Annotated in this window: 17 protein-coding genes; 8 read left to right on the top strand and 9 right to left on the bottom strand. The window is 64.9% G+C overall.

The features are described from left to right. Positions 1-265: 265 nt before the first annotated feature. Entirely contained in the window at positions 266-1,465 is a 1,200-nt protein-coding gene (locus IQ16_RS24770; protein WP_145831802.1) for an MFS transporter, read from the bottom strand. Positions 1,466-1,645: 180 nt separating this feature from the next. Between IQ16_RS24770 and IQ16_RS24765 the strand changes: the two genes are divergently transcribed. The 3 genes from IQ16_RS24765 to IQ16_RS24755 all read left to right on the top strand — a co-directional run bounded on the left by IQ16_RS24765 (position 1,646) and on the right by IQ16_RS24755 (position 4,588). Then, positions 1,646-2,449 carry an MBL fold metallo-hydrolase gene (locus IQ16_RS24765; protein ID WP_018643327.1) on the top strand — a complete coding sequence of 268 codons (804 nt, stop codon included), beginning with the start codon at positions 1,646-1,648 and terminating at the stop codon, positions 2,447-2,449. Between the two features lie 159 nt (positions 2,450-2,608). Then, complete coding sequence (locus IQ16_RS24760; RefSeq protein WP_026312048.1) at positions 2,609-3,625, top strand: alpha/beta fold hydrolase; 1,017 nt, start codon at positions 2,609-2,611, stop codon at positions 3,623-3,625. A 15-nt stretch (positions 3,626-3,640) separates the two neighbouring features. Further along, positions 3,641-4,588, top strand: coding sequence for a fatty acid desaturase (locus IQ16_RS24755; protein WP_018643325.1), 948 nt, complete (start codon positions 3,641-3,643; stop codon positions 4,586-4,588). 59 nt (positions 4,589-4,647) lie between these two features. Here the strand turns inward: IQ16_RS24755 and IQ16_RS24750 are convergent, their stop codons facing one another. Together IQ16_RS24750 and IQ16_RS24745 are read right to left on the bottom strand one after the other, a co-directional pair. Next, the gene (locus IQ16_RS24750; protein ID WP_026312047.1) at positions 4,648-4,893 is read right to left on the bottom strand and encodes a hypothetical protein; all 246 of its coding nucleotides are present in this window, start codon (positions 4,891-4,893) and stop codon (positions 4,648-4,650) included. Positions 4,894-5,030: 137 nt separating this feature from the next. Further along, entirely contained in the window at positions 5,031-6,011 is a 981-nt protein-coding gene (locus IQ16_RS24745; protein WP_018643323.1) for a helix-turn-helix transcriptional regulator, read from the bottom strand. A gap of 87 nt (positions 6,012-6,098) precedes the next feature. Here IQ16_RS24745 and IQ16_RS24740 point away from each other — a divergent pair, with 87 nt between their 5' ends. Next, positions 6,099-6,743: a glutathione S-transferase family protein gene (locus IQ16_RS24740; protein ID WP_018643322.1), complete on the top strand. Its 645-nt coding sequence runs from the start codon at positions 6,099-6,101 to the stop codon at positions 6,741-6,743. Positions 6,744-6,932: 189 nt separating this feature from the next. Here the strand turns inward: IQ16_RS24740 and IQ16_RS24735 are convergent, their stop codons facing one another. From IQ16_RS24735 to IQ16_RS24720, 4 genes are all read right to left on the bottom strand, one after another. After that, positions 6,933-7,718, bottom strand: coding sequence for an enoyl-CoA hydratase/isomerase family protein (locus tag IQ16_RS24735; protein WP_018643321.1), 786 nt, complete (start codon positions 7,716-7,718; stop codon positions 6,933-6,935). A gap of 12 nt (positions 7,719-7,730) precedes the next feature. After that, positions 7,731-8,837: a cyclic nucleotide-gated ion channel gene (locus IQ16_RS24730; RefSeq protein WP_018643320.1), complete on the bottom strand. Its 1,107-nt coding sequence runs from the start codon at positions 8,835-8,837 to the stop codon at positions 7,731-7,733. Between the two features lie 150 nt (positions 8,838-8,987). Further along, positions 8,988-9,206 (bottom strand): hypothetical protein, encoded by a 219-nt coding sequence (locus tag IQ16_RS24725; RefSeq protein ID WP_026312046.1) that lies wholly within the window; start codon positions 9,204-9,206, stop codon positions 8,988-8,990. A 364-nt stretch (positions 9,207-9,570) separates the two neighbouring features. Then, entirely contained in the window at positions 9,571-11,016 is a 1,446-nt protein-coding gene (locus IQ16_RS24720; protein ID WP_018643318.1) for a TAXI family TRAP transporter solute-binding subunit, read from the bottom strand. Positions 11,017-11,421: 405 nt separating this feature from the next. Here IQ16_RS24720 and IQ16_RS24715 point away from each other — a divergent pair, with 405 nt between their 5' ends. Next, a complete protein-coding gene (locus IQ16_RS24715) occupies positions 11,422-11,769 on the top strand; it encodes a DUF3307 domain-containing protein (protein WP_051122990.1) in 348 nt (115 codons plus the stop codon). A gap of 232 nt (positions 11,770-12,001) precedes the next feature. Beyond that, positions 12,002-12,400 carry a hypothetical protein gene (locus IQ16_RS45810; RefSeq protein ID WP_018643316.1) on the top strand — a complete coding sequence of 133 codons (399 nt, stop codon included), beginning with the start codon at positions 12,002-12,004 and terminating at the stop codon, positions 12,398-12,400. Here IQ16_RS45810 and IQ16_RS24705 read toward each other — a convergent pair. Then, positions 12,397-12,720 (bottom strand): YkgJ family cysteine cluster protein, encoded by a 324-nt coding sequence (locus IQ16_RS24705; protein ID WP_026312044.1) that lies wholly within the window; start codon positions 12,718-12,720, stop codon positions 12,397-12,399. The genes IQ16_RS45810 and IQ16_RS24705 overlap by 4 nt on opposite strands. Continuing rightward, a complete protein-coding gene (locus IQ16_RS24700) occupies positions 12,717-13,415 on the bottom strand; it encodes a helix-turn-helix transcriptional regulator (RefSeq protein WP_145831799.1) in 699 nt (232 codons plus the stop codon). The genes IQ16_RS24705 and IQ16_RS24700 overlap by 4 nt, the downstream gene beginning before the upstream one ends. Before the next feature lie 113 nt (positions 13,416-13,528). On the opposite strand from IQ16_RS24700, the gene IQ16_RS24695 reads away from it, so the two are divergent. Both IQ16_RS24695 and IQ16_RS24690 read left to right on the top strand, forming a co-directional pair. Beyond that, complete coding sequence (locus IQ16_RS24695; RefSeq protein WP_018643313.1) at positions 13,529-13,789, top strand: hypothetical protein; 261 nt, start codon at positions 13,529-13,531, stop codon at positions 13,787-13,789. Between the two features lie 35 nt (positions 13,790-13,824). Beyond that, positions 13,825-14,553: a glutathione S-transferase family protein gene (locus IQ16_RS24690; RefSeq protein WP_018643312.1), complete on the top strand. Its 729-nt coding sequence runs from the start codon at positions 13,825-13,827 to the stop codon at positions 14,551-14,553. Positions 14,554-14,642: the final 89 nt, after the last annotated feature.

The raw sequence follows: 14,642 nt of genomic DNA, 5'->3' as shown, positions 1-14,642 counted from the left end.
GCGCCATCTTTCATAGGCCGGACCGTTGGGGTCGCCATCGAATGAGAGTTGCGGCTGGGTCATCGGTCGAGTGGGAATCGTTCGCTGAGCGATTTGCTGCAGCCAGTATCCTCGCCGTCGGGCCAGTGCGCTGCAACGAGAAAAGCGCTGGATTGCGTGATAAGCCACTCGCAACGGCGCGTTGAGACCGTGACCAGGTGCCGCAGTCTGCTGGTAGCCCGGATTGCCGCGTGAATTGTGCCAGGAATTCCCGCGACGATTGGTCTCAATACTTCTTCACCGCTGCTCCGAAGGTCAGCCACAGCACGATCGACGCAAGGCCAAAGCCGCCGAGCAGCAGGAAGGTCGGGCCGTAGCCGATCCATTGCGCAATCCAGCCGCCGAGCGCGGGACTGAGGCTGGCACCGACACCCTGCACCGTGATCACGGCACCTTGGCCGAGATTGATGCGGCCTGTGCCGTTGAGCGAACGTGCGATCATGCCGGGGACGGCGACCGTTTGCAGTCCGGTGCCGATGCCGTCGAGCACCTGCATCGGCACGACGCCCCACCAGCCCGTGACGAAGAAGGCGAGCACGCCGCGGACGGGCAAGAACATGAAGGAGACCAGGATCACCGGCCAGTAGTTGCGCTTGCCCGCGACCTGCATCGCGATGAGCGAGGTCACGATCATCACGCCTTGCGCGATCACGACAGTGGTCGCGACGAAGCTCGGTCCGTTGGCCTGTCCCTCGGCCACCGCCGCAAGTCCATAGAGCGGCACGATCGCGGCATTGCCGAGATGGAACAGGGCGAGCGCCAGTGCCAGCACCAGAAGCGGCCTGTGCTTGAGGAGGACGGACATGCCGTCCGGCGGAGCCTTGCTGTCGTCCTCCTTGCTGCCGCGTGCGGCGCGATCGTCGATCGATTTCGCCGGGATCATCTTCACGCAGGCGATCGCGATGGCGCCGAACACCGCCGCCAGCACGAACACGGCGACATAGCCGAACTTGTAGCCGAGATAGCCCGACAATGCCGCACCGACCATGTTGCCGGCGTGGTTGAAGGCCTGGTTGCGGCCGTTCAGCGCGTTGAAGCCCTTCTGCCTGGCAATGCCGAGCGTAATTCCGGTGACCGCCGGCACGATGGCGGCGCTCGCGAGCGATTGGGCGATTTGGGAGAAGGTGACGGCCCAGAAAGTTTGCGAGACGAGGATGATCGCGGATGCCGCGACCACGCAGATGCCGGGGATGACGACCCACATGCGCTTGTTGCGGCTCGCATCGATGAAGCCGCCGATCGGCGTCGTGATCAGCATGCCGGCGATGTTGCCGATCGTCATGGCGGTGCCGATCAGCCCGCTCGCCCAGCCGCGCTCCTGCAGGAACACGCCAACGAAGGGGCCGATGCCGGACTGCATGTCGGCCATGAAGAAATTGACTGCGAACAGCGGCCAGATGCGGGTTGTTGAGGGGCGCGATGTCATCGAGACGCTGAAATGTTCCTGCCGTCGAGTAGGTCTCGTGCAAAGCTGATCGTGACGACCGGCCAATTGCGCCGGCGTGGACCAGAACGTAACCTGCGCTGACAACGTTGGTTCCTCGCCACTTGCGTCGGCGGGACGATGTCCCGTCACGCCGTTCCCGGCCCCTTTCGGATCCTGACCATGCCCCTCTGGACCTGCGAAACCTGCGGCGCGCAATTTTCGGACAGTGCACACCCGCCCGAATCCTGTCCGATCTGCGAGGACGAACGGCAATTCGTGAACTGGAAGGGGCAGACCTTCCTGACGCGCGAGGCGCTGGCGGAACGTCACCGCGTGGTCTGGCGCGACGATCTCGGCCTCACCGGTCTCGCGCTCGAGCCGAGTTTTGCCATCGGCCAGCGCGCGCTGCTGGTGCCGCTGGCAGAGGGATGCCTGATGTGGGACTGCGTGCCGCTGGCGACGCCGGAGGCGATCGCTCATGTCCGCGCGCTCGGCGGGTTGAAAGCGATCGCGATCTCGCATCCGCATTATTATGGCGCGCTCGCCGACTGGAGCGATGCCTTCGGCGGTGTGCCGGTCTATCTGCACGCGGACGATCGCCAATGGGTGACGCGTCCGCATCCATCGATCGTGCACTGGACCGGCGATCGGCACCGTATCTCCGACGATGTGCTGCTGCTGCGCACCGGCGGTCATTTCGCCGGCGCCACCATGCTGCACTGGGCGCGTGGCGCGGAGGGCAGGGGCGCTCTGCTCACCGGCGACATCGCGCAGGTGACGATGGACCGCCGCTTCGTCAGCTTCATGTACTCCTATCCGAACTACATGCCGCTTAACGCAGCCGCGGTGCGGCGGATCGCTGGTGCCGTCGAGCCGCTCGCCTTCGACCGCATCTATGGCGCCTGGTGGGGCCGCAACATCGCCAATGGTGCCAGGGCCGCTTTCGCGGCATCGGTGGCGCGATATATCGCGGCCATCGCCTGAGACCCGGCGCTTTGTCGGATTTATCTTGCCGGTCGGCAATAAATGTACTAAACGTACAGTTATTGAGTGTGGCGCAATGGCGCGTCTGCAGCCCGGCATGATCGATGCATTGCCGTTGCCGCGGCGCGTTGTGGGGCCGCGTGAGCGAGGGCGGAATGCATCATGGCTGAGCGCGATTACGAGATCTTTGAGGCCGGCGACGTCGCGCTCCAGTCCGGCGCCGTCTTCCCCAAGCTGCAGCTCGCCTACAAGACTTACGGCACGCTGAGTCCGACCCGGGACAACGTCATCCTCTATCCGACCTCGTTCAGCGCGCAGCATGTCGACACCGAGTGGCTGATCGGGCGCGATGGCGTGCTCGATCCCTCGCGCTACTTCATCGTCATCCCGAACCTGTTCGGCAACGGCCTGTCGTCGTCGCCGTCGAATTCGGCCGCTCCGTTTCCGCAAGTCACCTATCACGACGCGATCGCCATTCAGCATCGTCTCCTCACCGAACGCTTCGGCATCACCAAGCTTGCGCTGGTCTATGGCTGGTCGATGGGCGGCATGCAGGCCTATCACTGGGCCGCGCTGCATCCTGACATGGTCGAGCGCGCCGCGGTCGTCTGCGGCAGCGCGCGTTGCGCGCCCTACAACTATGTCTTCCTGGAAAGCGTGAAGGCCGCCTTGACCGGCGATCCCGCTTTCCGGGACGGCCGCTTCGTCGAAAGGCCCGTTGCCGGCTATCGCGCCATGGGGCGTGTCTATGCCGGCTGGGCGATGTCGCACGGGTTCTATCGCGACGAACTCTGGCGCGAGGCCGGCTTCACCTCGCTGGAGGATTATCTCGTCCGCGGATGGGATGCGGTCTTTGCGCGGCGCGATGCCAACGATCTCCTGGCGCAGCTCGGCATCTGGCAGCGCGGCGACATCAGCCGCTGCGCCGCCTTCGGCGGTGATCTCGATCGCGCGCTCGCCGCGATAGGTGCGCACATGCTGCTGATGCCGGGCGCGACCGATCGCTATTTCGACGTCCGCGACAACGAGGTCGAGCTCGGCAAGCTGGTCAATGCAAAGTCAGCCGTGCTGCATCCGATCCCGTCGCTGCACGGCCATCGTGCCGGCAATCCCGTCAGCAATCCGCGCGACCAGGCCTTCATCAAGGCCGAGATCGCAGCGCTCCTCGCCAAGTAACACAGGCATCCGATCATGACCGACGCGACCGTTTCAGAGCCTGGCCATCGCCTGAAGCCGCTGACGCCTGCGATGCTGCGCGAGCTGTCGGTGCGCTCGAACCTCAGGGGCGCAGCGCAAAGCCTCGGTCATTACGGCGTCATCGTGCTGGTCGGTGCGCTGATCTGGAAGGTGTCCTCCAGCCATGGTGTGCTCTGGGCGCTGCCGCTGATGGCGGTGCAGGGCTATCTCGTCGCCTTCCTGTTCATGGCGGTGCACGAGACCGCGCACAAGACCGCGTTTAGAAGCCGCAGCCTCAATCTCGCGGTCGGCTATCTCTCAGCCTTCATCATCGGATTGCCTTACGAATATTACTGCCTGTTCCACTGGGACCATCACCGCTACACCCAGGATCCGGAGAAGGACCCTGAGCTGATCGTCGGGGTGAAGCCGGCCTCCGACACCCAGCTCGCGATCGCCTATAGCGGCCTGCTCCAGGTCGCCGGGCGTCTGCGGCTGATGCTGGGGCATGCCGTCACCGGCAAGGTCGTCGTGCCCTGGATTCCCGAGAGCAAGCGCGGCACCATCGTCGCCGAGGCGCGCGCCTATGTCACGCTCTATGCGCTGCTGTTTGCGCTCTCGCTGTGGTTCTCCTCAGCGCTGCTGCTCTGGGTCTGGATCGTGCCGCTCGTGATCGGGCAGTTCTTCCTGCGGCCCTATCTCTATGCCGAGCACACCGGCTGCGACCGCACCCGCAGCGCCTTTCAGAACACCCGCACCACCTATACCGGCGCCATCGTCAAATGGTTTGCGTGGAACATGCCCTACCACGTCGAGCATCACGCCTATCCCTCGATTCCCTTTCACGCCCTGCCGAAGCTGAACGAGATCGTCGACGGCGAGATCGTCTATCGCGGGCGCGGCTACATCCAAACGACGCGCGAGACCTGGGCCTGGTTTCGCCGGCAGCGGCATGCTGGCTGACTACGCAACGCAAAACTCCGGCCGCGATGCGACCGGAGCTTTGTCGTGAAGGCGAGATATCAGTAGATCCCGTACGCGCAGACGTTCACGACGCGGACGCGCAGACCGTGGCGGGTCTGGACCACGCGCTCCTGGTAGCAGTTGCTGACGCCGGTGTTGACGTAGATGCCGCCGAAGCCGTAACCCGGGCCCCAGCCGTGACCCCAGTGATGATGGAAGCCGTGAGCCGAAGCGGCGGTGGGCGCGAGAGCAGCAGCGCCGAGCGAACCGGCAGCGATCAGACCAAGAGCAAGCTTACGAAACATCTTCATTCTCCAATATGGCGCGAGGCCGTTGTTGTGTCCCTGCATCTCGGTCGGGTTGAGCCGCGAATGCGTTCACGGCGGTCCTTGAGAATCGTGTTTCAGGATTGTTTCTTCGGCTGCGGCGAGGTGCGCCGCTGTCAGGCTTTCCGCGCCGCGCCATAGCGCGCGGCCATCGCCTGCGTCATCTCGGCCATCTTCTCGCGGAGATCGGCCGGCTCCAGCACTTCTGCCTCGGGACCGAGCCGCAGCAATTCGGCTGCGGCATGCCATGACGTCTTGCCGGTCGGTACCCGCGCGATGCGCCAGCCGTCCGCGTCAGTGGTCTCTTCGATCTCCGTGCGCGCCTTGACGTAAGGCTGGCTCAACGCGTCCAGCAGCTTGACGCCGAACGGCGACAGCCGGACGACCGCGACATTGGGATGCATCTCCGCTTCGAGGCGAAGCGTCGCAGCCTGCCAATAGGCGGCGAGATCGAAATCGGCGGGACGATCGAAGCGGTCGTCGAGCGCGGTACAGTCGAGCACGCGCGCGATGCGATAGGTCCGCACGCTGCCGTCGACCTGCCCGGCGAGATACCAGCTGCCGCCCTTCAGCACGAGGCCGAGCGGGGCGACGCGGCGCTGCTTCTCCGAGCGCCAGCTCTGGTAGCGGATTTTTATCAATGTCCCGCGCAGGGCGGCGCCGGCGATGGTGCGCAGATGTGTTGGCTCCTCCGCCTCGCCGAACCAGCCCGGTGCGTCCAGGTGAAAGCGCTCCTGCATCCGGCCGGCATCTTCGCGCAAGTTCGCGGGCAGCGCCGCCATCAGCTTGTTCTGCGCGGCGATCATTGCCGCGTCCAGCCCCAGCGCCGCCGCCGGTCCCGGTAGTCCCGCCAGGAACAGGGCTTCCGCCTCGTTCTGCGACAGGCCATTGAGCCGGACGCGATAGCCGTCGAGCAGGCGATAGCCGCCCTCCGCGCCGCGGTCGGCATAAACAGGGACACCCGATGCCGCGAGCGCGTCGATGTCACGATAGATCGTGCGCACCGACACCTCGCAGGCTTCCGCGAGTTCAGGCGCGGTGACCTGTCCCTTGGCCTGGAGGGTGGTGAGGATCGACAGCATCCGGCTCGCGCGCATGATGTCTTAAACCATACCTGACAAGGGATGTCAGGTATGAGTCGCTACAAGATACGCCTCGCCAGACGGCATCCGAGGAGACCCGCCATGACCGATCCGAACCGCATCACGTTGTATTATTCGCCGCAAAGCCGCGCCACCGGCACGCGGGTGCTGCTGGAGGAACTGGGGGCGCCCTACGATCTCCATATCCTCAACATGAAGGCTGGCGAGCAGCGCAAGCCCGGCTATCTCGCCATCAACCCGCTAGGCAAGGTGCCGGCGATCCACTTCCGCGGGGAGCTCGTGACCGAGCAGGTCGCGATCACCATCTTTCTCGCCGATCTCTTCCCGCAGGCGGGCCTCACGCCCGGGCTGGACGATCCGCTGCGTGGCCCTTACTTGCGCTGGATCGCGTATTACGGCGCCTCGTTCGAGCCGGCCCTGATCGACAAGTTCATGCAGCGCGAGCCGGCACCGATCACGCAATCGCCCTATGCGGATTACGACACCATGCTGGGTGCGCTGGAGACGCAATTGGAGAAGGGCCCGTACCTGCTCGGCGAGCGCATGACGGCGGCGGACGTGTTGTGGGGCGTCGCCTTCAGCTGGACCATGATGTTCGGCATCGTGCCGAAAAAAGATGTCTTCGTTCGCTATGCCGAGCGCATGACCGCGCGCCCGGCATTCCAGCGCATCACTGCGGCGGATGAGGAGATGGCCGCGCGGCATGCGAAGGTAGCGGGGGCCTGAGCGAGCGCCTCAATCTCCGCTGTCGTCCCGGGCAAGCGTAAGCGCAGACCCGGGACCCATAACCACAGGGTGGAGTTTGGCGAAGACTCGGAGTTGCCAGCTTCTCTCCATAACCACTCCCTGTGGTTATGGGTCCCGGATCTGCGCGCGCTTAGGGCGCGCTTGTCCAGGACGACAGCGAGAGAAATTTCAAAACCGCGGCGCGCGCTTCTCCGCGAACGCCTTGATGCCTTCCTTGATCTCGTCGCCGCGCATGCTGTCGCGGTGACGCTGGTCGGCGGCAGCCTCGTCGAGCTCGCCGCGGGCGAATTCGTTGATCGCGCGCTTCATGCCAGCCATCGCCTGCGGCGCGTTACCGGCGAGGATATTGGCGAGCTTGTCGACCTCCTCGTCGAGCGTCTCTTCCGGCACCATGGCGGTGAGATAGCCGATGCGCAGCATCTCCGGGGCGCTGATCTTCTGCGCGGTCAAAAACAGCTTCTTCGCATTATCGAGGCCGAGCCGTGTCACGTAGCGTTTGATCCCGCTCGGGTAATAATGCAGCCCGAGCCGCGCCGCCGGCATGAACATCTCGGCGGTGTCGACGCCGATGCGGAAATCGCAGGCGAGCGCGAGGTCGGTCGAGCCGCCATAGACGCCGCCGTTGAGCCGGCAGATCGTCGGCACGCCCAGATCCTCGAGACGGTTGACGACCACTTCGAACGCCGAGCCCGCGCTCTGCTGCTCGCTCGCGCTCACCGCGCGCTCGGCGACCGAGTTGAGATCATAGCCGGCGGAGAAGGCGCGGCCCGTTCCGGTCAGCACCAGCACACGGATGGCAGGATCGGCCTCGACGGCGTCGAACAGTTTGACGAGCTCGCCGAGATCTTCGGCCTGCAGCCGGTTGAGATGTTTGGGCCGGTTGAGGCGGATGGTGGCGCGTGCGCCCGTGATTTCGAGCACGGGGCTGGATGCCGCGTCGGCTGTATCCGACATTCTTGTCTCCTCTTATTTGTTTTCGAGCGCGCGCCGTTTTGCTTCCGCATCGATGGTCTCGGCGAGATCGGGATGCCGCGCCATCAGGACGCGGAAATCGACGAGGTCGAGCACCAGCAGCCGCGACACCTTCGTGGTCGAGACGTTGGCGCCGCGCATGTTGTTGCCGAGCAACGCCATCTCGCCGAAGAAGGCGCCCTCGCCGAGCTGCACCTTCTTACCCGGAAGGTCGACCTCGACCTCGCCTGCCGCGATGAAATACATGCAGTCGCCCTGCGCGCCCTTGCGGATGATCATGGTGCGTGCCGGCAGCTCCATGGTCCGCAGCATGTGGGTGACGTCGGCGATGGCCGCTGGTCCCAGCGCCGCGAAGAACGGCACCTTGCTGACCGATTCCCAGGTCTTGAGGAAATTGTCGCGCCGCGTCTCCGCGGCAAAGCCGGTTGCCAAAATACCGGTCCAGAGGCCGAACACGCCGAGGCCGGAGATCATCACCAGCGCCGCCACGATGCGACCCAGCGGCGTGACCGGCACGACGTCGCCGTAGCCCGTCGTGGTGAGGGTTACGACGGCCCACCACAGTGCGGCCGGGACGCTGCCGAACGTCTGCGGCTGCACGTCCCGCTCCAGGAAATATTCGGCGACGGAGGCGAGGAAGACCACCATCAGGAAGATCACGAGCACGCTGACCAGCGGCCCCGATTCCAGCACCAGCACGCGGCGGAGCTGGCGCAGGCCGGGAATGCCCGGCACCACCTTCAGAACCCAGAGCACGCTGAGCAGCCAGGCCGTCTTCGGCTCGACGCCGAGAACCAGCGCGGCCGGCACGGCCAGCGCCCCAATCGCGTCGACGATGCCGGCGGAGGAGGACATGTAGAGCGCAAGGCGCCCCGTTCGCGCCATGTGGCGCAGCCGGACCACCCATTCGAACACGAAGTAGACGAGACAGGCCCAGAGCAGGCCGTGGACCCAGCCGCGCGCCTCATTCGCCCGGTTGTCCGTCAGCAGCACCATGCTGAGTACGCCGACGCCGACGGCGACATAGGCCGCCTTGGTCATGTTGCGGCCGGCCGTGGCGGCCGCAAACTGGGCCAGAGCGGAGATCAGCGGCTTGGACATGCAGGAAGGCGGCTCGTCTTGGTTCTTGTGGGCCCGGCTGGGATCCCGGCGCCAAAGTGCCCGCCCGCGCCAAGGCCGTCAACGACGGGCGCGGGCGGCAGCATCGTCGAATCGGGGGGCGAAGGGCGGGGGCGGCGGCCGGCCGGGCCGTTACCTGAAATGCGGCGGCTCGTCGTAGCCGCGGCGGCTGCTGAAGAACAGCAGGACCATCAGGCCGATGCCGACGATGACGGAAAATCCGGCTCCCAGGGCGAGGGCCACATAGCCTTCCGTCGGGATCGGGTCGCCTTCGACCGCCATCGCGGAATAAGCGAAATAGCCCACCGCCGCCAGCATTCCCAGGAGGAAGATCATGAGGAGTATACGCATGGTGCGTTTCTCCGGTTGTATCGGGTTACCAACGGTTGTGGGTGGGGACGGTTCCAGGCGGCGGGTCGTTGATCTAACGGGAAAAACGCATGCTGGCCCCCGCTTTGCGGAGGGGCTATCGCTTATGCCGTTTCGCCGGCGGTCCGCGCACGCCTCGTCCTTCGAGACGACGTCACGACCTCAGTCTCGTGCCCCGGACGCTGCGCAGCACCACAAGCGCGTTTACGCGCGTCTTCGACGCGCTATGGTGGTGCGCTGCAGAGCCGGGGCCCATGCAGCAGCGCATGGTGCGGCTTCCTGGGTCCCGGCTCAGCGCTGCAACGCCTTCGGCATTGCAGCTTGTCCGGGACATGAGAGAGGCGAATCAAGCGCTCTGCGCGGTCTTCACCACCACGACATTGCTCTCGTCGAGCGGGGGCGCTGCGGCGTCGCGGGCGGTCTTCTCGGCTTCGCCGGCGTGGCGCTTGAGATAGTCGCGACGCATGCCGATCTCGTCGCGGACGAATTCGTATCCGAGCTTGAAGGTGTCGAGCCCGTCGGTACTGATCGTACCGTCTCTGAGCCCGATGACGGCGCCGCGCAAGATGCCTTCCAGCTCGTCCTGGAGGCATTCGAGCTGGTCCAGTGAATGGGCGTGCTCGATGCGCTCGCCGATGTCGAGAATGGCGGTGGAGAGCTCGCTGGCCTTCTCCGGCGCGATCCTTGTGACCTTGGCGTAGATCGCGGCGAAGATCGAGCCGATGACGCTGAGCGCGGCGGCGCCCAGATACATCATGTCGCTGTATTTATCCATGAACGACTTGGTGTCGTCGTTGATGTAATCGGCCGCGCCCTGATGCGCCATCACGAAGGCGTCCTTCTCGACGGAGGCCGGCTCGATCCTGCTGGCGAAACCGCTGTCGAGGCCGAGGGCGGACTTGTTCTCGTAGATGGCGCGCGCCAGCTCGCCCGCCGTGGTCACCGACATCCGGGATTGCGTGACCAGCAGCCATTCGAGCCCGATCGTATCGAGATCGTCGTCGGGAATTTCAGGCGAGGCCGACAGCGTTCCAGCCGTCAGCGTCTCCTCGGAAATGCCGGGGAATTTGCGGGCCAGCGCCTTGGCTTCGTCGATCGCGTTGAGGGTGAAGCCGCCGCGCTTGGCGACCTGCTCATAGCTCTTGTCGCGCACCGCTTTCGAAGCGTGGACGATGGCGATCACCGCTCCGAAGCCGTTTGCCGGCGCAAACAGCTTGTCGAGCGTTGCGCCCTGCGGCGCCATCTGGACCTTCGCGGCATCGGGTCCCTCGGGGATGTCGAGGATGCCACGGACGAAAGCGAGTGAGGATTCGTTCTCGGCGAGGACGGCGACCTTCTTCTTCTTCAGCTCGGCGAGCGACTTGATCTTCTTGTTGCCGGGTCCGAGCAGGAGCACGAGGTCGTGCTCGAGGATCGCGAGCGTACGCGCCCGCAGCGGCACTTTGGCGTCGGTGCGCAGCACGGCGAGGTCGGCCTGCCTGCGGTCGAACTGCGCGAGCGCCTTGGCGTTGTCGGGATTGTTGACGATCTTGATCCGGAAGCGCGAGGCGTTGTTCTTCAACACCGTGGCAAGCTTGGCGGCGAACAGCGCCTCGTCGCTGTTGGGGGCGCCGACGGCAAAGGTCAGCGTCTCCGAATTGTGCAGCAGGGCGCGGCCGCCCCAGACGGTGGCGAGCGACAACAGCAGGGTCAGCACGACGTAGAGCAACACCTGCTGCTGATTGGTCTTGATCACCTTGGGGCGACGCGGCGGCGGTTCGGCCGGTGACGAATTGGGGCCTTCAGTACTCATGGCAGCACTCTTGGCCTTATTCTTCGGTGGCAGGCGGCTCGCTCGTGTGATCACTGCGGACGCCCTGTAATTCGTAAACGCCTGAAAAAAGAACGATATTTTCTGCCGCCGATGATAGCGCGCCGATGCCGGAATGCAAATTTCGAGCCGAAGGTAACCTTACTCGACGCGGGCGCGGCGATTGGTCATCCTATCACCAGTTAGCCACAGTTTGCGATTTTCCGGTTCCCCCCGGCTGCATTCCGCCGCAGGAGATGTCATAAATTGGCCGTCCCGGCGATTTGACCGGTCCAAGAAGAAGCTGCGCTGAACGCTCCAATCTTTCTTGTCACGTCAATGAGGGCGTCAGCTTTGTCGTTTCCATCCATGTCATCGGCGGTTCCGGTCGAAGCGCTCATTGGCTGGATGCTGCTGCTCACCTTCAAGCACATCATCGCCGATTTCGTCCTCCAGACCGCCTGGATGGCGCATGGCAAGGACCAGAAGCACGGCTGGGCCCTGCCGCTGCTGGTGCATTGCCTGGTTCATCTTGCGGTCGCGTTGCCGCTGATCGTGATCGTCGCGCCGAAATTCTGGTTCGTGGCCTTCATCGACTTCGTGATCCACATCACGATCGACCGCGCCAAGGGATTCGTCTCCGCCAATTTCGGCGTCGACCTCGCGCATCCCTGGTTCTGGACCCTGATCGGCGTCGACCAGGCGCTGCATCACCTGACCGGCTTCGGCCTCTCCATCTTCATGGCGGCGAACTGACTGCTCGCACCCGTCATTCCGGGGCGGTCCGGAGGACCGAACTCTGGTGCGCAATTGCGCACCAGAGAATCTCGAGATTCCGGGTTCTCGCTTCGCGAGCCCCGGAATGACGGCAAGCTGCCCTCTGATTCGCGGCCAGGGCGCAAGGGAACCCCGGGTGACTACCGGGCAGCGTGGTTAACCTTCCGTTAGAGAATTGCACTGCATGTTCCGCATACGAGGGAGAACTGCAATGTTTTCAAGCCGCGACGCCTTTGAAAGCGATTTCTGCCCGGTTCGCGACGAACTCCTTGGCGAGATGTATCGCGCCAGCGAGAGCGGCCTGCCGAGGCTGGTTGAGAGTGTTTCCCCTGACGCGCGTGCCCGTCTGGCGCTGTTCTGCTATCGCCGCAGCCATCTGCATTCGCTGGCGGTCGCAATCGCAGCGAGCTGCAGCGAGCGCGACCTGATCGACAACGGCGGCCGTGTCGGCTCGACGCTCTACGCGCTGTCGCGTGAGCGCTCGGTCAAATCGTCGCCGTCGCTGTCGGGGGGCCGCAAGCCGATCACACTGTCGACCAAGCCATTGTCGGTGCTCGCGCCGCTCGATGACGAGATCGACGACGAGATCAGCGAAGCCGTCCCCGCCTAAATTGGTTCGATCGCTGGAAGCTTGAACTTCCGCCGCGCCATCGCGCATTCGGCGTCGCCCGGCATGCAGGTGCGGCACACCTCCGGCCGCACCGCATAGATGCCGCAGGCCGTCGCTTGTCCAATCTCTCCCTGCAACGCCGCGCAGCGATCGCCCTCGCAACGCATGCCGGACTGGCGGTCGTTGACCAGCGCTTCCGGAATCGCGGCAAGCTCCTCGTCGCTCTCGATCGAGAAGCGCGGCCAGTTCTGCGAATAGCCGCAGCAGGCGCCGCAACTCTGGCAGCAGGCCGAGAGATCGATTTCCTCCATAGCGCTCATGTGTCCTTTGGCGGGCCCCAGACCAGGCCCTGCCGCCATTTCGCGCGCAGCACGTCACGCCGCTCCGGATATCTTTCGTCGAGATAGGTCGCGTCCACCACGCGGTCGGTGCGGAAGCTGCGGAAGTCGCTGCGCAGCTCGCACCAGGCCGCGAGCAGGCGCACGGCTTCGAGATAGCCGACAGAGATCGGCCAGATCATGCGTTCGCTGGCGCGGCCCTGCTCGTCGCGATAGCGCAGCATGATCTTCTTGCCCTCGTGGATCTGGGTGCGCGTGCGCACCATGTCGAGGCGATCAGGCTCCCTGTTCCAGCTCGGCCGCGCCCGGCTCGCCGGCTCCAGCACGAAGGGACGCAGGCGTTCGGGAACAGTGTCGGCGATCTTGGCCATCAGGTCTTCGGCTGCGCGCGCCAGCGCCGAATCGGCATGGCCCGCAACCCATTGCGCGCCGAGCACCGCCGCCTCGATCTCGTCGGGCGTCAGCATCAAAGGCGGCAGGTCAAAACCTTTTTCCAGGATGTAGCCCATGCCGGCCTCGCCGCGGATCGGCACGCGCTGGCCGATCAGCGTCGCGATGTCGCGATAGATCGTGCGCTTGGAGGTCTCGAGCTCGGCCGCGATCGCGTCCGCCGTCAGCGGCTTACGCGTGCGCCGGAGCACCTGGATGATCTGAAACAGCCGGTCGGCGCGTCTCATGACAATTCTCTTCTCGAACGACGGATCAGAAATCGGCGCGCGGCTGCTGACAGGATGTTGGCAGCAGGGGGGTTCTATACCGGGACAACACATCGACTGAAGAGGGTTTGTCCATGATCACTCCAATCCATCTCGGCCTGGCCGGTCCGCTGTGGCGGGCGCAGCTCTGGCACGCCTGGGCCTTTGGCCGCCTCGTTTCGCTCGATCTCATGGCCGTCGATCTCCGATTTGCACTCGCAGGCGTGGTGACACGCTCGCTGACCCAGGCCGCGGACGCGCTGGTCCGTCACGTCATGGCCCGCGCCTGGCGGGGGGCCCGTTTCGCAGAAGATATCACGGCTGCTGCCACCATGGTGGCAGCAGCCCGTCACTAGGTTCCGTCAAACTAGGCAGGTTCAGGAGAGCTTTCATGATTACGCTTTACGGCTTTGGCACCGGCTTCGGCCTGCCTGAAATCAGCCCCTTCGTCACCAAGACGGAGGTGCAGCTCAAGATGGCGGGACTGCCCTACCGGAAGGAGCGCGCGATGCCCCCCGCCTCCCCCAAGGGGCAATTGCCGTTCATCGACGACGGCGGCGAGGCGGTGGCCGATTCCACCTTCATCCGCGCCCATATCGAGCGCCGCTACGGTTTCGACTTCGACGCCGGCCTCTCCCTGGCGGAGCGTGCGCAGGCCTGGGCGTTCGAGCGGATGATCGAGCATCATGTCTATTGGGCGCTGGTCGGCGCGCGCTGGGTCGATCCGGTCAATTTCGCCAAGGGCCCTGCGCATTTCTTCGACGGCGCACCGGAGCACAATCGCGAGAAGCTGCGCGAGGACGCGCAGTTCCGTGTCGCCGAGAACTATCTGCTCTCCGGCCTCGGCCGTCATGCGCCTGACGACGACGTCGATCTCGCGGTCCGTTCGCTGTTCGCGCTGTCGGTGCAGCTGGGCGACAAGGCCTATCTGATGGGCAACAAGCCCTGCGGCGTCGACGCGACAGCTTTCGGTGCGCTCGCAGGGATCCTGACGCCGTATTTCGAATCCGGGCTGCGGCAGCGGGCCGAGGGATTTCCGAACCTCACCGCCTATGTCGACCGCATGATGGACAGCTACTATCCGGAGTTCGCCTGGACCCCGCTGCGGCAGGCGGCTTAGCCCCCAGTGCGTCCGCGGGCGCGGTGCACCTCTCCCGCTTGCGGGAGAGGTCGGCGCGAAGCGCCGGGTGAGGGCTCTTTCCTCTAGGG

The sequence above is a fragment of the Bradyrhizobium huanghuaihaiense genome (assembly GCF_007830635.1).
GTDB classification, from domain to species: Bacteria; Pseudomonadota; Alphaproteobacteria; order Rhizobiales; family Xanthobacteraceae; genus Bradyrhizobium; species Bradyrhizobium huanghuaihaiense.
This window is presented reverse-complemented; position numbering and strand designations above follow the sequence as displayed.

What these genes read in the sequence shown, in the direction of transcription:
- IQ16_RS24750 (WP_026312047.1), bottom strand. Translation starts at nt 4,893, where the DNA reads ATGTTTCGTAAGCTTGCTCTTGGTCTGATCGCTGCCGGTTCGCTCGGC.
- IQ16_RS24745 (WP_018643323.1), bottom strand. Translation starts at nt 6,011, where the DNA reads ATGCGCGCGAGCCGGATGCTGTCGATCCTCACCACCCTCCAGGCCAAG.
- IQ16_RS24690 (WP_018643312.1), top strand. Translation starts at nt 13,825, where the DNA reads ATGATTACGCTTTACGGCTTTGGCACCGGCTTCGGCCTGCCTGAAATC.
- IQ16_RS24735 (WP_018643321.1), bottom strand. Translation starts at nt 7,718, where the DNA reads ATGTCGGATACAGCCGACGCGGCATCCAGCCCCGTGCTCGAAATCACG.
- IQ16_RS24715 (WP_051122990.1), top strand. Translation starts at nt 11,422, where the DNA reads ATGCTGCTGCTCACCTTCAAGCACATCATCGCCGATTTCGTCCTCCAG.
- IQ16_RS24765 (WP_018643327.1), top strand. Translation starts at nt 1,646, where the DNA reads ATGCCCCTCTGGACCTGCGAAACCTGCGGCGCGCAATTTTCGGACAGT.
- IQ16_RS24770 (WP_145831802.1), bottom strand. Translation starts at nt 1,465, where the DNA reads ATGACATCGCGCCCCTCAACAACCCGCATCTGGCCGCTGTTCGCAGTC.
- IQ16_RS24730 (WP_018643320.1), bottom strand. Translation starts at nt 8,837, where the DNA reads ATGTCCAAGCCGCTGATCTCCGCTCTGGCCCAGTTTGCGGCCGCCACG.
- IQ16_RS24700 (WP_145831799.1), bottom strand. Translation starts at nt 13,415, where the DNA reads ATGAGACGCGCCGACCGGCTGTTTCAGATCATCCAGGTGCTCCGGCGC.
- IQ16_RS24705 (WP_026312044.1), bottom strand. Translation starts at nt 12,720, where the DNA reads ATGAGCGCTATGGAGGAAATCGATCTCTCGGCCTGCTGCCAGAGTTGC.
- IQ16_RS45810 (WP_018643316.1), top strand. Translation starts at nt 12,002, where the DNA reads ATGTTTTCAAGCCGCGACGCCTTTGAAAGCGATTTCTGCCCGGTTCGC.
- IQ16_RS24755 (WP_018643325.1), top strand. Translation starts at nt 3,641, where the DNA reads ATGACCGACGCGACCGTTTCAGAGCCTGGCCATCGCCTGAAGCCGCTG.
- IQ16_RS24725 (WP_026312046.1), bottom strand. Translation starts at nt 9,206, where the DNA reads ATGCGTATACTCCTCATGATCTTCCTCCTGGGAATGCTGGCGGCGGTG.
- IQ16_RS24740 (WP_018643322.1), top strand. Translation starts at nt 6,099, where the DNA reads ATGACCGATCCGAACCGCATCACGTTGTATTATTCGCCGCAAAGCCGC.
- IQ16_RS24695 (WP_018643313.1), top strand. Translation starts at nt 13,529, where the DNA reads ATGATCACTCCAATCCATCTCGGCCTGGCCGGTCCGCTGTGGCGGGCG.
- IQ16_RS24720 (WP_018643318.1), bottom strand. Translation starts at nt 11,016, where the DNA reads ATGAGTACTGAAGGCCCCAATTCGTCACCGGCCGAACCGCCGCCGCGT.